Annotated in this window: 14 protein-coding genes and 1 riboswitch; of the genes, 4 read left to right on the plus strand and 10 right to left on the minus strand. The window is 62.0% G+C overall.

Features of this window, described 5'->3' with window-relative positions:
• Positions 1-6 precede the first annotated feature (6 nt).
• Positions 7-85: riboswitch (SAM riboswitch) on the plus strand.
• 43 nt (positions 86-128) lie between these two features.
• On the plus strand, positions 129-1,313 hold the full coding sequence (locus tag EFD56_RS29100) for an O-succinylhomoserine sulfhydrylase (protein ID WP_126906956.1): 1,185 nt from the start codon (positions 129-131) through the stop codon (positions 1,311-1,313).
• A 215-nt stretch (positions 1,314-1,528) separates the two neighbouring features.
• The gene (apaG, locus tag EFD56_RS29105) at positions 1,529-1,921 is read left to right on the plus strand and encodes a Co2+/Mg2+ efflux protein ApaG (RefSeq protein WP_004677057.1); all 393 of its coding nucleotides are present in this window, start codon (positions 1,529-1,531) and stop codon (positions 1,919-1,921) included.
• Positions 1,922-2,069: 148 nt separating this feature from the next.
• Here the strand turns inward: apaG and EFD56_RS29110 are convergent, their stop codons facing one another.
• The 4 genes from EFD56_RS29110 to EFD56_RS29125 all read right to left on the minus strand — a co-directional run bounded on the left by EFD56_RS29110 (position 2,070) and on the right by EFD56_RS29125 (position 5,999).
• Positions 2,070-2,657, minus strand: coding sequence for a hypothetical protein (locus tag EFD56_RS29110; RefSeq protein ID WP_126906957.1), 588 nt, complete (start codon positions 2,655-2,657; stop codon positions 2,070-2,072).
• Between the two features lie 108 nt (positions 2,658-2,765).
• Positions 2,766-3,758 (minus strand): Hsp33 family molecular chaperone, encoded by a 993-nt coding sequence (locus EFD56_RS29115; RefSeq protein WP_064826879.1) that lies wholly within the window; start codon positions 3,756-3,758, stop codon positions 2,766-2,768.
• 89 nt (positions 3,759-3,847) lie between these two features.
• Positions 3,848-4,762: an ornithine carbamoyltransferase gene (gene argF / locus EFD56_RS29120; RefSeq protein WP_064817384.1), complete on the minus strand. Its 915-nt coding sequence runs from the start codon at positions 4,760-4,762 to the stop codon at positions 3,848-3,850.
• 37 nt (positions 4,763-4,799) lie between these two features.
• Positions 4,800-5,999, minus strand: coding sequence for an aspartate aminotransferase family protein (locus EFD56_RS29125; protein WP_126906958.1), 1,200 nt, complete (start codon positions 5,997-5,999; stop codon positions 4,800-4,802).
• Between the two features lie 425 nt (positions 6,000-6,424).
• Between EFD56_RS29125 and EFD56_RS29130 the strand changes: the two genes are divergently transcribed.
• Positions 6,425-6,958 (plus strand): GcrA family cell cycle regulator, encoded by a 534-nt coding sequence (locus tag EFD56_RS29130; protein ID WP_126906959.1) that lies wholly within the window; start codon positions 6,425-6,427, stop codon positions 6,956-6,958.
• 503 nt (positions 6,959-7,461) lie between these two features.
• On the opposite strand, the gene phoB is transcribed toward EFD56_RS29130, so the two are convergent.
• The 6 genes from phoB to EFD56_RS29160 all read right to left on the minus strand — a co-directional run bounded on the left by phoB (position 7,462) and on the right by EFD56_RS29160 (position 13,872).
• A complete protein-coding gene (gene phoB / locus EFD56_RS29135; RefSeq protein WP_004672768.1) occupies positions 7,462-8,145 on the minus strand; it encodes a phosphate regulon transcriptional regulator PhoB in 684 nt (227 codons plus the stop codon).
• A 135-nt stretch (positions 8,146-8,280) separates the two neighbouring features.
• Positions 8,281-8,994, minus strand: a complete 714-nt coding sequence (gene phoU / locus EFD56_RS29140; protein ID WP_004672769.1) for a phosphate signaling complex protein PhoU — start codon at positions 8,992-8,994, stop codon at positions 8,281-8,283.
• 44 nt (positions 8,995-9,038) lie between these two features.
• Positions 9,039-9,854, minus strand: coding sequence for a phosphate ABC transporter ATP-binding protein PstB (pstB, locus tag EFD56_RS29145; RefSeq protein ID WP_004672770.1), 816 nt, complete (start codon positions 9,852-9,854; stop codon positions 9,039-9,041).
• Between the two features lie 15 nt (positions 9,855-9,869).
• On the minus strand, positions 9,870-11,192 hold the full coding sequence (gene pstA / locus EFD56_RS29150) for a phosphate ABC transporter permease PstA (RefSeq protein WP_126906960.1): 1,323 nt from the start codon (positions 11,190-11,192) through the stop codon (positions 9,870-9,872).
• The gene (gene pstC / locus EFD56_RS29155) at positions 11,189-12,670 is read right to left on the minus strand and encodes a phosphate ABC transporter permease subunit PstC (protein WP_126906961.1); all 1,482 of its coding nucleotides are present in this window, start codon (positions 12,668-12,670) and stop codon (positions 11,189-11,191) included. The genes pstA and pstC overlap by 4 nt, the downstream gene beginning before the upstream one ends.
• Before the next feature lie 167 nt (positions 12,671-12,837).
• Positions 12,838-13,872, minus strand: a complete 1,035-nt coding sequence (locus tag EFD56_RS29160) for a substrate-binding domain-containing protein (RefSeq protein WP_016734872.1) — start codon at positions 13,870-13,872, stop codon at positions 12,838-12,840.
• A 342-nt stretch (positions 13,873-14,214) separates the two neighbouring features.
• On the opposite strand from EFD56_RS29160, the gene EFD56_RS29165 reads away from it, so the two are divergent.
• Positions 14,215-14,616: an endonuclease domain-containing protein gene (locus EFD56_RS29165; RefSeq protein ID WP_126906962.1), complete on the plus strand. Its 402-nt coding sequence runs from the start codon at positions 14,215-14,217 to the stop codon at positions 14,614-14,616.
• Positions 14,617-14,759: the final 143 nt, after the last annotated feature.

Here is a 14,759-nt window from a genome sequence, read left to right on the forward strand (position 1 = left end):
ATTGCAGAATTATCCCGTGGTGATTTGGCCGGTCGGCTTGCAGCCACGTTAAACAAGTGGCTAAAAAGACCGGGTTGTGAACCGGTCTGCTTTTGCGGCCGGTTTTTTTGTTATGTGAAGGTGATGGCATGAGCAAGACCTGGCGCCCGGCAACCCAACTCGTCCATGGCGGCACGCTGCGTTCGCAATATGGCGAAACATCCGAGGCAATCTATCTCACGCAGGGCTTCGTCTATGACACGTCGGAAGCGGCCGAAGCCCGCTTCAAGGGCGAGACGGACGGTTACATCTACGCCCGCTACGGCAGCCCGACCAACGACATGTTCGAAAAGCGCATGTGCATGCTCGAAGGTGCGGAAGACGCCCGCGCCACCGCTTCCGGCATGGCCGCCGTCAGCGCGGCGATCCTCTGCCAGGTCAAAGCGGGCGACCATATCGTCGCCGCGCGCGCCCTCTTCGGCTCCTGCCGCTGGGTGGTGGAAACACTGGCGCCGAAATACGGCATCGAATGCACGCTGGTCGACGGCCGCGACCTCAAGAACTGGGAAGAGGCAATCCGGCCGAACACCAAAGTGTTCTTCCTGGAAAGCCCGACCAACCCGACGCTCGAGGTCGTCGATATATCAGGGGTGGCCAGACTCGCCAACCAGGTCGGCGCCAAGGTCGTGGTCGACAACGTCTTTGCCACGCCGCTCTTCCAGAAACCGCTCGAACTCGGCGCCCATATCGTCGTCTATTCCGCCACCAAGCACATTGACGGCCAGGGCCGCTGCCTCGGCGGCGTCGTGCTGGCCGACAAGGCCTGGATCGACGAGAACCTGCACGACTATTTCCGCCATACCGGCCCGGCCATGTCGCCGTTCAACGCCTGGACGCTGCTGAAGGGCATCGAGACGCTGCCGTTGCGTGTGAAGCAGCAGACGCAGAATGCGGCGAAGATCGCCGATTTCCTCGCCGAGCAGAACAAGGTCGCCAAGGTGATCTATCCCGGCCGCGCGGACCATCCGCAGGCCGACATCATCGCCAAGCAGATGAAGGGCGGCTCGACGCTTATCGCCTTCGAGCTGAAGGGCGGCAAGGAGGCGGCCTTCACGCTGCAGAATGCGCTGGAGATCATCAAGATCTCCAACAATCTCGGCGACAGCAAGAGCCTGATCACCCATCCGGCGACGACGACCCACAAGAACCTGTCGGAAGAGGCGCGCGCCGAACTCGGCATCTCGCCGGGCACCGTCCGGCTCTCGGCCGGCATCGAGGATACCGACGACCTGATCGAGGATTTCGCCAAGGCGCTTGCCAAGGTTTCGGCCTGATCGACAGCATTGGCGGCCGGGCCTCCGGGTTCGGCCGTCCCGGCAGCGGGATCGGCGCGCCGGCGCTGCCCAAGTAAAATTAATACTGACAATTAGGCTTAACGATCAAAAACCATGCGATCACGGCTGTTTCATCGCTGATCAACGTTCCGTTTCTTGACGGATAGGGCCTTCTTATAAGATACGGGTAACATATCTTGACTAAGGTGCAAGGCATGTATCGCGCCCTCACAAGAGATATCGAAGTCGTCGTCGAACCATTCTATCTGGAGGAGCAATCCGATCCGGAAGACGATCGCTATGTCTGGGGTTACCGGATTGTCATCAGCAACAATTCCGGCGTCGCCGTTCGCCTTGTCAACCGCTACTGGAACATCACCGACCAGAACGGCGTGGTGGACGAGGTGACCGGTCCCGGCGTCGTCGGCGAACAGCCGCGGCTCAGCCCCGGCGACACTTATGAATATTCCTCCGGCTGCCCGCTCGACACGCCCTCGGGGCTGATGTTCGGCCATTACCAGATGGAAACCGACGAAGGCGAGCTGTTCGACGTCGACATCCCCGCCTTCTCGCTGGATTCACCGGGGTTGCTGCGCGTGCTCAATTGAGCGAGCAGGTTCGCGGTCGCTTCGTCAGTGCGAACACGAACGCCGTGCTTGCCGCATGGATGCGGTCGGATGCAGGCTTCCAGTCAGTACCAACTTGGACGCCGTACCCGCGGTCGTGGATCCTCGGGCTTGCCCAGTCATCAATCTACTAAAGGTCGAAAGGATCCGAGGCCTGGGTGCCTGGCTTTGCTTCGAACGGATCTTTTGATTGGGGCGGCGCCGGCTGTTTTGCGACCGCAGCGTTTACCGCCTTCTGGCAGGTGAGCAGCTCATCCGTTGCCCTGACGGAGTTTTTCAAACTCAGGGCAACAATCTGTTTTCCGTTAAAGGTGGCGCGAAAACTCAGTTTACGAGCGAACTCGGCAATGAGACCGGTATCCTTGAAATCGATCCATAATCCCTTGAAGCCATCAAGATCGAGAGCGCTCGCATTCGCCGTCCATTGAGAACGATCTAACGACAGTTCGATGGGATATTGCTTTCCCACTTCCAAGGATTTCCAGTTCGGATTTGCGATCACTATGTAAAAGGGGCTTTCTTTTTTTGTATAATTGAGGCCCAGACGAAAAACGGTGCCGTCATCAAAGGACGTGAGAACAAAACAGCCGTTGCCTAAGGTCGGATCGACAGCCACGGTCCAGCCGCCAACCTCTTTCCATTTGATTGTTTCGTCGTCAGCCAAGACAATCCGTGGCATCACAGCAATGAATGCGAATACAAAATACAAAAGTCGCATTGACGTCCCGCCCCCGAACCCGCTGCGATAATAGGGCACAGTGACTACCAAAAGTCGAGTCACTGTGCCGCTGCATGCGCATCTTTTTCGCGCTACGCGCGACTAATGTTATTCCGCCGGCTGAAGCTCGGTCGGCTCGTAGCGGTAGGTGGTCGAGCAGAATTCGCAGGTGACTGCGATTTCGCCGTTTTCCTGGCTTTCCTCGATCTCTTCGGCCGAAAAGCCCTTCAGCACGCCCTTGATCTTGTCGCGCGAACAGCTGCAGCGGTCGAAGACGGCGCGCGGTTCGTAGACGCGCACGCCGCGCTCGTGGAACAGGCGGAACAGCAGCCGTTCGGTGCCGACAAGCGGGTCGGTCAGTTCATCGGCGTCGATGGTCTCGACCAGCGAGCGGGCTTCGACCCAGGCGTCGTCCTCGCCATGCGGGCGGTCGCCATTGTCGCCGTCGCCGCCGTGGAGATCCGGGTGGCGCATGCGCTCAGGTGCTTCCGGCAGGAACTGGGCGACGAGGCCGCCGGCCCGCCAGCGATGGCGCGGCTTGCCGGCATCGTCGCGATCGAAGAGCTCGGCCGCGGCCAGGCGCACGCGTGTCGGGATCTGTTCCGACTGGCGGAAATAGACACCGGCAATCTCCTCGAGCGAGGTGCCGTCGAGCGCGACGATGCCCTGATAGGGCTGCGCGAACTTGCCCTGGTCGATGGTGAAGGCGAGCACCCCCTTGCCGAGCAGCTGCTCCGGCTCGGTTTCGCCGGCTTCCACCGCCTTGGCAAGCAGCGCCTGATCAAAACGGGCATAGGCGCGGACATTTTCCGGCGTCGAGAAATCGGCGACGAGAAGATCGACCGGGCCATCGCCCTTGGTCTGCACCGTGAACTTGCCGTCGAATTTCAGCGAGGTGCCGAGCAGCACCGTCAGCACGACGACTTCGGCCAGCAGCCGGGCGACGGGGGTGGGATAATGATGGCGCTCGAGGATCGCATCGAGCATCGGGCCGAGCTGGACGGCGCGACCGCGCACATCCAGACCCTCCACCTGGAAAGGGACGACATGGTCATCGCCGGCGAAATCGAACTGGCCGAGGGCGGCTGCAGCTTCTGCCATGGCTTTACTCCTAGTTTTCAGAGCGAAGGGTCAGGGTGCCCTTCGCTCGCGCGGCCGCACGTTGTTCGCGCGCGGCGTCCGATTATGGTTCAGATCGCGCCCAGGCACCAAGCTAGAATCGACTTCTGCGCATGAAGACGGTTTTCCGCTTCATCGAAGACCACGGATTGCGGGCCGTCGATCACCTCATCCGTCACTTCCTCGCCGCGATGGGCGGGCAGGCAATGCATGAACAATGCATCGCTGCCGGCCTTGGCCATCAAGGCCGCATTGACCTGATAAGGCTGAAAGACGTTGTGACCCCGGGCCCGATGTTCCTGATTCATGGAGACCCAGGTATCGGTCACCACGCAATCGACGCCTTCGACCGCACGGTCGGCATCATGGCAGAGCATGATTTCGGCGCCCTCATTGCGGGCCCAGTTCAGATAGTGATCCTTGGGCTCCGAACCAAGGGGTACTGCCATGTTCATGCGATAGCCGAAACGCGCGGCACCCTCGACCAGCGAATGCAGCACATTGTTGCCGTCCCCGGTCCAGGCGATGGTCTTGCCCTTGATCGGGCCGCGATGCTCTTCGAAGGTCATGATGTCGGCCATGATCTGGCAGGGATGGGTATCATCCGTCAGCGCATTGATCACGGGCACGGTCGCATGTTCGGCAAGCTCCAGGAGCCTCGAATGCTCGGTGGTGCGGATCATGATCGCATCGACATAACGCGACAGCACCTTGGCGGTGTCGCCGATCGTCTCGGCGCGGCCGAGCTGCATTTCGGTGCCGGATAGAAACAGCGTTTCGCCGCCGAGCTGGCGCATGCCGACGTCGAAGGAGACGCGGGTGCGCGTCGACGGCTTTTCGAAGATCATCGCCAGCATCTTGCCGGCGAGCGGCTTGTCGCCCTGGCCGGCCTTGAAGGCCTGCTTGCGGACGAGCGCATCGTTCATGATGGTTCTGAGGTCGGCCGATGTGACGGCCGAAAGATCGAGGAAATGTTTAGGAGCCATGTTCTTACCTGTCGTGCGCCCGAAAGCGCCAATCCCTTCAAGCCGTTTTCTTGACCTTGGCGGCGCGGATGCTCTCGGCGGCGCGTTCGAGGCGGGCGAGGCCCTCGCGGGCTTCCTCGGCGGTGACGACGAGCGGCGGAAGAAGGCGGATGACATTGTCGCCGGCCGGCACGCCGAGCAGATGCGCGGCGCGGATCGCCTGCAGCAGCTCGGCCGAGGGGACGGCCGCCTTGACGCCGAGCAGCAGGCCCTCGCCCCTGATATCCTCGATCACGTCGGGATAGCGGTCCTTCAGCGAGGCAAGCCCCTGGCGGAAGACCAGCGCGACGTCGCGCACCTGCTGGAGGAAGCCATCGGCGAGAATGACATCGAGCACCGCGCTGCCGACGGCCATGGCCAGCGGATTGCCGCCATAGGTCGAACCATGGGTGCCGGCCTTCATGCCGGAGGCAGCCTCTGCGGTGGCAAGGCAGGCGCCGAGCGGGAAACCGCCGCCGATGCCCTTGGCGACCGCCATGATATCGGGTGTGATGCCCGACCATTCATGGGCAAAGAGCTTGCCGGTGCGGCCGACGCCGGTCTGGACTTCGTCGAGGATCAGCAGCAGGCCGTTTTCGTCGCAGATCTGGCGCAGCGCTTTCATGAATTCGCTGGTGGCGGGGCGCACACCGCCCTCGCCCTGCACCGGCTCGATGAGGATTGCCGCCGTCGCATCGGTTATGGCGGCGCGGACCGCTTCGATATCGCCGAAGGTCACCTGATCGAAACCCGGCGCCTTGGGGCCGAAGCCTTCGAGATATTTCTCCTGGCCGCCGGCGGCGATCGTCGCAAGCGTGCGCCCATGGAAGGCGCCTTCGAAGGTGATGATGTGGAAGCGCTCGGGATGGCCCTTGGAAAACTGATAGCGGCGCGCCGTCTTGATCGCGCATTCGAGCGCTTCCGCGCCTGAATTGGTGAAGAACACCTTGTCGGCGAAGGTGGCGTCCGTCAGCCGCTTGGCCAGGCGCTCCTGGCCGGGAATTTCATAGATATTGGAGAGGTGCCAGACCTTGTCGGCCTGCTCCTTCAGGGCGGCGACCACATGCGGATTGCCGTGGCCGACCGAGGTGACGGCGACGCCGGCGCCGAAGTCGAGATAACGCTCGCCGTTTTCGGTGATCAGCCACACGCCCTCGCCTCGCTCGAACCGCAACGGGGCACGAGAATAGGTGTCATAAAGCGGCGCGGCTTCGGCCATGGCGCGGGTCTCCCGATCAGCGTTGTCAATCACCGGACTCCGGCTAAGAAAACCAGGCCCGAAAAATCAAAAATGCCGCCTTGCGGCGGCGACCAGCACTATTTCCTTTTCGCGCTGCAATGTCAACAAAACTGCGCCCTTAGCGCATGCAGCAAGCTTGTACAGCGGCATTTTCAGCCTTCAACAGGCATTATTGCAGAAATGCCACGCAGGGGCAGCAAGTTGGGGAAAACTCGGAATTCGATTCATCCGGATTCCCGCGACTCTTGTCACGGAGTCAGCCTCACACTAGGTTAAAGTTCAATTACTAGACTGCATGCGGCGGAACTAGTCACCAAAATTGATCAGGCGTTTCTTGTTTCGGAGGCTTCCGGGACAACGGTGAGGGATTCTGCCATCACCAACGCAAAAGGTGGAGACAGGGCATGAACTGGACAGACGAGCGGGTCGAGAAACTCAAGAAGCTGTGGTCCGAAGGGCTGAGCGCCAGCCAGATCGCGGCACAACTTGGCGGCGTGAGCCGAAACGCCGTTATCGGCAAGGTGCACCGGCTGAGCCTGCCGGGCCGCGCCAAGGCCGGCGGCACGGCGACGGCCGCGCGCACGCCGAAGCGCCAGACCTCGGCGCCGCGCGCGCCGAACTACGCCTCCCGGATCACCACCCGCACCGTTACCCGCCAGCAGGGCGCAACGATGCTGAAGGAAGAGATCGAGATCGAAACGGTCGAGGAAATGGAATACGTGCCGAAGGGCAACGTGGTCGTGCCGATCTCGCGCCGCCTCGGCCTGACGGAACTGACCGAACGCACCTGCAAATGGCCGGTCGGCGATCCGCTGAAGGACGATTTCCACTTCTGCGGCTGCGAATCCCCGGATAATTCGCCCTATTGCAGCTACCATCAGAAGCTTGCCTACCAGCCGGTCAACGAACGCCGCCGGGCGGCAGCGCGCGTCAGCTGAGCCGGCAAACCATTGCTGGAAATGCGAAAACGGGCCGCGTGGCCCGTTTTTTTGTGCGTGATGACGCGAACGTGGTGCTTGCGGTCATGGGTCCTCGGGTCAAGCCCGAGGACGACGGAGGGTGGGGGAACGCCTGCGGCAAGAACCGCCAAGTGCGTGTTGGGTTTGGTGGACTGCCGTCTTTGTTTACGCGTTCCCACGCAAGACTGCATCTTGGAATTCCTCCGGACGTCGCGGCTCTTGCCGCTCGACTTCCCCACTCTCCGTCATACTCGGGCTTGACCTGGCTTGACCCGAGTATCCATGCCGCGAGCATGCCGATGGAGCTTTTCGGAGGCGGTCGCTCATGGAAACGAAGTGCTCACCCGCATGGGTCCTCGGGTCAAGCCCAAGGACGACGGAGGGTGGGGGATGCGGGCGGCAAAAATCGCAGTGTGCGGTGGTCTATCGGCCGCGTTTCTGCGTTACGCGGTCCCTCGCCCGGACGGCAGCCGGATGGCCCCTCAGGCTTCCATCGAATAGCCGGCGCCGCGGACGGTGCGGATGACGTCCTGCATGTTGGAGAAGTTCAGCGCCTTGCGCAGGCGGCCGACATGGACGTCGACGGTGCGTTCGTCGACATAGATGTCGTGGCCCCAGACGCCGTCGAGCAGCTGCGAGCGGGAGAAGACCCGGCCCGGCGACGACATCAGGAATTCCAACAGGCGGAATTCGGTCGGGCCGAGGCGGACTTCGCGGCTCTTGCGATGGACGCGGTGAGTTTCGCGGTCGAGCTCGATATCGCCGCACTTCAGCACCGAGGACAGCACCTCCGGGCGGGCGCGGCGCAGCATGGCCTTGACGCGGGCGACGAGCTCGGGGGTCGAGAACGGCTTGACGACATAGTCGTCGGCGCCGGTGGACAGCCCGCGGACACGCTCGCTCTCCTCGCCGCGCGCCGTCAGCATGATGATCGGCAGCCGCTCGGTTTCCGGCCGCATGCGCAGGCGCCGGCAGAGTTCGATGCCGGAGACGCCGGGCAGCATCCAGTCGAGGATGAGCAGATCGGGCGTGCGCTCCTGAAGCCTGATTTCGGCCTCGTCGCCGCGCAGGATGGTATCGACCTCGAAACCTTCCGCTTCGAGATTATAGCGGAGAAGCACGCTGAGGGCCTCTTCGTCTTCAACAACTGCAACTCTCGGGATCATGCGTGTCCGTCTCCTCGCGCACGATCCTTAAACCGGGAGTGATTTAAGCAAGGGATCCCGCGCAAAATCAGAAATTGGCTGCGACCTCTTTGCGCGCCCGGACGGGCGCGCACGCAATGGGCTGGTTCGGCACGGTTATTCCGTGGCGGCACCGACGGTGTTGGCGCTGTCGTCCTTCGGACGGTCGCCTTCCGGCTGGGCGCCGGTCGCCATGTAGTAGATCGTTTCGGCGATATTGGTGGCGTGGTCGCCGATGCGCTCGATGTTCTTGGCGCAGAAGAGAAGATGCGTGCAGCTCGTGATGTTGCGCGGATCTTCCATCATATAGGTCAGGAGTTCGCGGAACAGCGACGTGTACATCGCGTCGATCTCGTTGTCGCGTTCGCGGATGGCGGTCGCCTTGTCGGCGGCGCGCGTCGTATAGACGTCGAGCACTTCCTTGAGCTGGACGAGCGCCAGCTCGGACAGGTGCTCGAGACCGCGGGCGAGCTTGCGCGGAACGCCGGTGCTCTGCACGGCGATGACGCGCTTGGCGGTGTTCTTGCCGAGGTCGCCGACGCGTTCGAGATCGGCGGCGATGCGGATCGAACCCATGATTTCGCGCAGGTCGGCGGCCATCGGCTGGCGGCGGGCGATGGTGACGATCGCCTTGTCGCCGATTTCGCGCTCGGTGTGATCGAGGATCACATCGTCGGAAATCACCTTCTGCGCCAGCGCGGTATCACCGTTGACCAGCGCCCGGACGGATTCGGCGACCATCTGCTCGGCCAGGCCGCCCATTTCGGAAATCCGCCTGGACAGGAACTTCAGATCATCATCATAGGCAGAATAAATATGTGTCGATGCCATGGGGCTTTGTCCTCGAATAAGGGGAAGGCTTCGGATGACCGCAATCAGCCGAAGCGACCCATGATGTAGTCCTGGGTGCGCGGATCGTCCGGATTGGTGAACATCTTGTCGGTGTCGTTCTCCTCGACGAGATTGCCGAGGTGGAACATGGCGGTGCGCTGCGACACGCGCGCGGCCTGCTGCATGGAGTGGGTGACGATGACGATCGTGTAGTTCTCGCGCAGCTCGTGGATCAGCTCCTCGACCTTGGCGGTGGCGATCGGGTCGAGCGCCGAACAGGGCTCGTCCATCAGGATGACCTCAGGGCTGACGGCGACGGCGCGGGCGATGCACAGGCGCTGCTGCTGACCGCCGGAGAGACCGGTGCCGGATTCGTGCACGCGGTCCTTGACCTCGTTCCAGAGGCCGGCGCGCTGCAGGCTGGTCTCGACGATCTGGTCGAGATCGGCCTTCGACTTGGCCAGGCCATGGATGCGCGGGCCGTAGGAGACGTTTTCATAGATCGACTTCGGGAACGGGTTCGGCTTCTGGAACACCATGCCGACGCGGGCGCGCAGCTCGACGACGTCAATGTCGGGATCATAGATATCGTCGCCGTCGAGGGTGATCTTGCCGGCGACGCGGCAGCCCTCGATCGTATCGTTCATGCGGTTGAGGCTTCGCAGGAAGGTCGACTTGCCGCAGCCCGACGGGCCGATCAACGCGGTTACGGTGTTTTCGCGGATGTTCAGGTTCACATCGAAAAGCGCGCGCTTCTCGCCATAGTAAACCGAGACATCCTGTCCGATCATTTTATACGGGACGTTGCTCATCTTCTGATCCAGCGCCTTTTCAACTGCAGCTTCCGTCAACATGTTCATGATGTTTAACTCCGTTTACCAGCGGCGCTCGAAGCGACGACGCAAGAGGATGGCGCCCATGTTCATGACGATCAGGAACAGGAGCAGAACGATGATGGCACCCGAAGTACGCTCCACGAAGGCCCGTTCGGCCTCGTTCGCCCACATATAGACCTGCACCGGCAGGGCCGTCGAGGGCTCGAGCGGTGTCGCCGGCGCGTTGGCGACGAAGGCGACCATGCCGATCAAGAGCAGCGGCGCGGTCTCGCCGAGCGCATGCGCCAAGCCGATGATCGTGCCGGTGAGGATGCCGGGCATGGCAAGTGGCAGGACATGGTGGAAGACCATCTGCATCTTCGAGGCGCCGAGACCCAAGGCTGCGGCGCGGATCGACGGCGGCACGGCGCGCAGGGCTGCGCGGGTGGCGATAATGATCGTCGGCAGGGTCATCAGCGTCAGCACCAGGCCGCCGACCAGCGAGGCCGAGCGCGGCAGGCCGATGAAGTTGATGAAGACGGAAAGGCCGAGCAGACCGTAGACGATCGACGGGACGGCGGCGAGGTTGTTGATGTTGACCTCGATCAGGTCCGTCAGCTTGTTCTTCGGCGCGAACTCCTCGAGATAGATCGAGGCGGCAACCCCGATCGGCAGGGACAGCACCAGCACGATCAGCATCAGGTAGAGCGAGCCGATCAGGGCGACGCCGAGGCCGGCAGCCTCCGGACGGCTGGAGTTGCCGTTGACGAACAAGCCGGTGTTGAACTGCTTCTGGAGAGCGCCGCTCGCCTTCAGCTGGTTCATCCAGGTTACCTGCTTGTCGTTGACCTTGCGGTTCTTCTCATCGACGGAAAGATCGATCTGGCCCTTGTTGGCGCTGTCGATATTGGCGTCGGCGAGAACGGAGACATTGACCGTCTTGCCGATCAGCGAGGGGTCGGCGACGACCATGTCGCGCAGCTGGATCGGCGCACTCTTGGAAAGCATGGCGGATGCATCGCGCACGTCAGGCTTGCTCGAGGCATTGATATTCAGCTGCTTGACGATCGCGTCGCGCAGCAGAACCGGATAGTTGGCGGCAACCAGCACCGAAGGGTCGCTCGCACGCTTGTTGTTCGGGTCGATCGTCTTCTCGGTGAATTCGATCGGCAGGGTGATCGCGGTCTGCTGGAAGGCGGTGTAGCCCTTGCCGATCACCGTCCACAGCAGGATGAAGAGGAAGACAAGACCGAAGGTGATGGCGGCGATGCCATAGGCCTGGAAGCGGCGTTCGGCGGCGTAGCGGCGCTTGATGCCGATATCGCGGCGGGCGGGCGCCTTAGAAACGGTAACACCTTGAGTGGGAGAAACAATATCCGTCATTCGTACTGCTCCCGGTATTTGCGCACGATGTAGAGCGCGTAGATATTGAGGCAAAGCGTGATGCAGAACAGGGTGATGCCGAGGGCAAAGGCAACCAGCGTCTGCGGCGAGGTGAACTCAAGGTCGCCCGTCAGCTGGTTGACGATCTTGACGGTCACCGTCGTCATCGGCTCGAAGGGGTTGATCTGGATGCGGGCGGCGACACCGGCGGCCAGCACGACGATCATGGTTTCGCCGATGGCGCGCGAGGCGGTCATCAGCAGTGCGCCGACGATGCCGGGAAGGGCTGCCGGCAGGACCACCTTCTTGATGGTTTCGGAGCGGGTGGCGCCGAGACCGAGCGAACCGTCACGCAGCGCCCGCGGCACGGCGGTGATGATGTCGTCCGACAGCGAGGACACGTAGGGGATCAGCATGATGCCCATGACGATGCCGGCCGTCAGAACGCTCTGCGCCTGGATGAAGTTGGTGTAGCTGCCGGAGAGCAGGCCGCTGATCTCAGCGGAGAAATCGCGCAGGAACGGACCGACGGTGACAAGCGCGAAGAAGCCGTAGACGATCGTCGGAATGCCGGCCAGCACTTCGAGCAGCGGCTTGGCGATGCCGCGCAGCTTCGGCGACGCATATTCGGCCATGTAGATGGCGGCGAACAGCCCGACCGGCACGGCGACCAGCATGGCGACCAGGCCGATATAAAGCGTGCCGAGCAAGAGCGGGATCAGGCCGAACTGGCCGAAGGAGGAGCTGCCGGCGCCGGCAAAGCGCGGATCCCAGACGGTGCCGAAGAAGAACTCGCCGGCGGGAACGGCGGCAAAGAAGCGCGTGGCTTCCGACAGCATCGACAGCACGATGCCGACCGTCGTCAGGATGGCGATCGAGGAGGCGAGCAGCAGGCCCCAGAGCATGACGCGCTCGACGCGGTTGCGGGCGCGGAAGCGGGGCGCGATGGCGCGCAGCGCGTAGAAGGCGCCGGCGACAGCCAGAATGAAGACGACCGCGGTCATGGCCATGCGGCTCGTCAGGCTCATGGCGTTGAGCGTCTTGGCGGCCTCGACCATGTAAGGCTGCGGCTGGCCGGCGAGCGGCACGCCCTTCTCGCTGAGCTTGGCCTGCAGGGCGGCCGGATCGGCTGCGACCGCGGCGGCTTCGTCGGATGTCAGCATCGTCAGGCCGCGGGCGACCGTTGCCACCATCGAATAGCTCAGATCCTGCTCGACTGCGGCCTGGGCCTTGACGTCATCAGGGAAAGCGCCGCGAACGGAAGACTGAATGATGCCGGGGCTGACGGAGAGCCAGACGCAGAGAACGATGAGGGCGGGAAGAACGGCCCAGATCGCCGCATAGGCGCCGTAATAGGCCGGCCGTGAGTGCAATGCGGAGGACCTGCCTCCGGCAAGTGCCGTGGCGCGGCCGCGGGCGACCAGATAGGCGGCGGCGCCGATCGCCACAAGGCAGAGAAGTATGATGGATGTGCTCATTCGTTACGTCCCCAGGCCCACAGCCCCAAAACCCGGCGGCTTCATCAGCCTGCCTTCGGCTTCCAATCATGGAGAAGGAATTTCAACCCTGCAAACGGACAGGCCGGCGCGCAGGGACATAAAGCAATGCCGGCGCGGGCTCACAGAGCACCGCGCCGACAAAGTTATTACATGGACTTGCCGGCTTCGACGTCCTTGCGGATCGCGTCGCGTTCGGCGTCCGGAGCAGCAACCAGGCCGTATTCGGCCAGCGGGCCGTCGGGGCCGATCATCTGGTCGGATACGAAGAAGTTGACATATTCCTTCAGGCCCGGAACGGCGCCGAGATGTGCCTTCTTGACGTAGAAGAACAGCGGGCGGGAGACCGGGTAGGTGCCGTTGGCGATCGTTTCGGTGGACGGAACGATGCCGTTCACGCTGGCGACCTTGAGCTTGTCGGCGTTGTTTTCATAGAAGGAAAGGCCGAATACGCCGACGCCGGTCTTGTTGGCGGCGATGCGCGCCAGGGTTTCCGGATAATCGCCGTCGATGTCGACGGCAGCGCCGTCCTTGCGGACTGCGACGCAAGCCTTGCCCTGGGCAGCCTTGTCGGAGATTTCCTTGGCGATGACGTCGAGGGCGCCGGAAGCCTTGCAGCCGGCGGCGAGAACGTTCTGTTCGAAGACTTCGCGGGTGCCGTGCTTTTCGCCCGGAATGTAGGCAGCGATATCAACAGCCGGGAGCTTCGGGTTGACTTCCGACCACTTCTTGTATGGGTTGGCGACGAGCTTGCCGTCGACGACGACCTGGGCTGCAAGAGCCTTGTAGATGTCGGCCGGAACGTAAGCGACATCGGGGTTGGACGAGTCGGTTGCGAAGACGATGCCGTCATAACCGATCTTGACTTCCTGGATGTCGGTTACGCCGGCTGCCTTGCAGGCTTCGGCTTCGTTCTTGTTGATCGGACGCGAAGCGTTGGCAATGTCGATGGTGTCTTCGCCGACGCCCTTGCAGAATTCCTTCAGACCAGCGCCCGTGCCGCCGGATTCGACGACCGGCGTCTTAAAGTTGGTGAAGGTCTCGCCGAAGGACTCGGCAACGATCTTGGCGTAAGGCAGGACGGTGGACGAACCGGCAACCTGAATCTGGTCGCGGGCGACGGCAGCGCCAGCGAAAGCAGCAGTTGCAGCGAGCGCGGCAACGGTGAGCTTGAAGGTGTTCATTAAAATCTCCCGCATTGGGCTTGTGTGAGTGCGGCCTGAAGAGGCCCCCGCAGTGCCATTTTTCATCGGCGGGACTCTCTTAGCGCTGTAAGCACCGTCCTTTTATGTCAAATCGGTGAAACATTTGTGACAGGCTAAGTAATTGTTATTTCATAGGAAATTTCCAGATGATCGACCGAATACGTCGATAGAGCCATAGGCCCTGACCTTCAATCTACCTTCCGTTGCAGAATCCGCACACACATCACTCATGGCGCTTAAATCGGCTGGCGCTGAAGTCCCCTCTCCCCGTAGAACGGGGAGAGGGTTAGGGTGAGGGGCAAATCACACGGAACGACTTCGATGAGAGGCCCCAAGCCGAAAACCACCGCTCGAGCGCGATCATTGCGCCAGTCCGACAACGACGCGGAGGGCAAACTATGGAACGAACTGCGCGACCGGCGGCTCAACGAACATAAATTCGTCCGGCAATTGCCGATCGGCCCCTATTTTGCTGATTTCGCCTCTCGTGAACTTCGGTTGGTGGTCGAAATCGACGGCAGTCAGCACGCGGATGATCGGCGGGACGCAATTCGGGATACCTTCATGATCGGCAATGGCTGGTCGGTCGTTCGCTTCTGGAATGTGGACGTACTGAGAGAACTGCCATCCGTGCTGGATACTATTCTTGCAATCTGCGACGGACGATTGACCGAACGCGTCGAAGCGACGGATCTGCGCTTCTTTCCGGCTGCGTGCGATTAGCGATGGCGTGCCGTGGGTGAACGACCGGGTTGATGGTCGACACTTTGGACCGGGATGATACCTGACAGTTTTCATTCTGTCGTGTGCGCTGCTTGGTGCCTCATCGGCCTGGGCGGGCGCGGCGGAGCGAAGCGACGGAAGCG

It is taken from the genome of Rhizobium phaseoli, assembly GCF_003985125.1.
In the GTDB taxonomy this organism is placed as follows: Bacteria; Pseudomonadota; Alphaproteobacteria; order Rhizobiales; family Rhizobiaceae; genus Rhizobium; species Rhizobium phaseoli.

What these genes read in the sequence shown, in the direction of transcription:
- phoU (WP_004672769.1), bottom strand. Translation starts at nt 8,994, where the DNA reads ATGGCATCGACACATATTTATTCTGCCTATGATGATGATCTGAAGTTC.
- argF (WP_064817384.1), bottom strand. Translation starts at nt 4,762, where the DNA reads ATGGCTCCTAAACATTTCCTCGATCTTTCGGCCGTCACATCGGCCGAC.
- EFD56_RS29100 (WP_126906956.1), top strand. Translation starts at nt 129, where the DNA reads ATGAGCAAGACCTGGCGCCCGGCAACCCAACTCGTCCATGGCGGCACG.
- pstB (WP_004672770.1), bottom strand. Translation starts at nt 9,854, where the DNA reads ATGAACATGTTGACGGAAGCTGCAGTTGAAAAGGCGCTGGATCAGAAG.
- EFD56_RS29160 (WP_016734872.1), bottom strand. Translation starts at nt 13,872, where the DNA reads ATGAACACCTTCAAGCTCACCGTTGCCGCGCTCGCTGCAACTGCTGCT.
- pstC (WP_126906961.1), bottom strand. Translation starts at nt 12,670, where the DNA reads ATGAGCACATCCATCATACTTCTCTGCCTTGTGGCGATCGGCGCCGCC.
- apaG (WP_004677057.1), top strand. Translation starts at nt 1,529, where the DNA reads ATGTATCGCGCCCTCACAAGAGATATCGAAGTCGTCGTCGAACCATTC.
- EFD56_RS29125 (WP_126906958.1), bottom strand. Translation starts at nt 5,999, where the DNA reads ATGGCCGAAGCCGCGCCGCTTTATGACACCTATTCTCGTGCCCCGTTG.
- EFD56_RS29165 (WP_126906962.1), top strand. Translation starts at nt 14,215, where the DNA reads ATGAGAGGCCCCAAGCCGAAAACCACCGCTCGAGCGCGATCATTGCGC.
- phoB (WP_004672768.1), bottom strand. Translation starts at nt 8,145, where the DNA reads ATGATCCCGAGAGTTGCAGTTGTTGAAGACGAAGAGGCCCTCAGCGTG.
- EFD56_RS29130 (WP_126906959.1), top strand. Translation starts at nt 6,425, where the DNA reads ATGAACTGGACAGACGAGCGGGTCGAGAAACTCAAGAAGCTGTGGTCC.
- EFD56_RS29110 (WP_126906957.1), bottom strand. Translation starts at nt 2,657, where the DNA reads ATGCGACTTTTGTATTTTGTATTCGCATTCATTGCTGTGATGCCACGG.
- pstA (WP_126906960.1), bottom strand. Translation starts at nt 11,192, where the DNA reads ATGACGGATATTGTTTCTCCCACTCAAGGTGTTACCGTTTCTAAGGCG.
- EFD56_RS29115 (WP_064826879.1), bottom strand. Translation starts at nt 3,758, where the DNA reads ATGGCAGAAGCTGCAGCCGCCCTCGGCCAGTTCGATTTCGCCGGCGAT.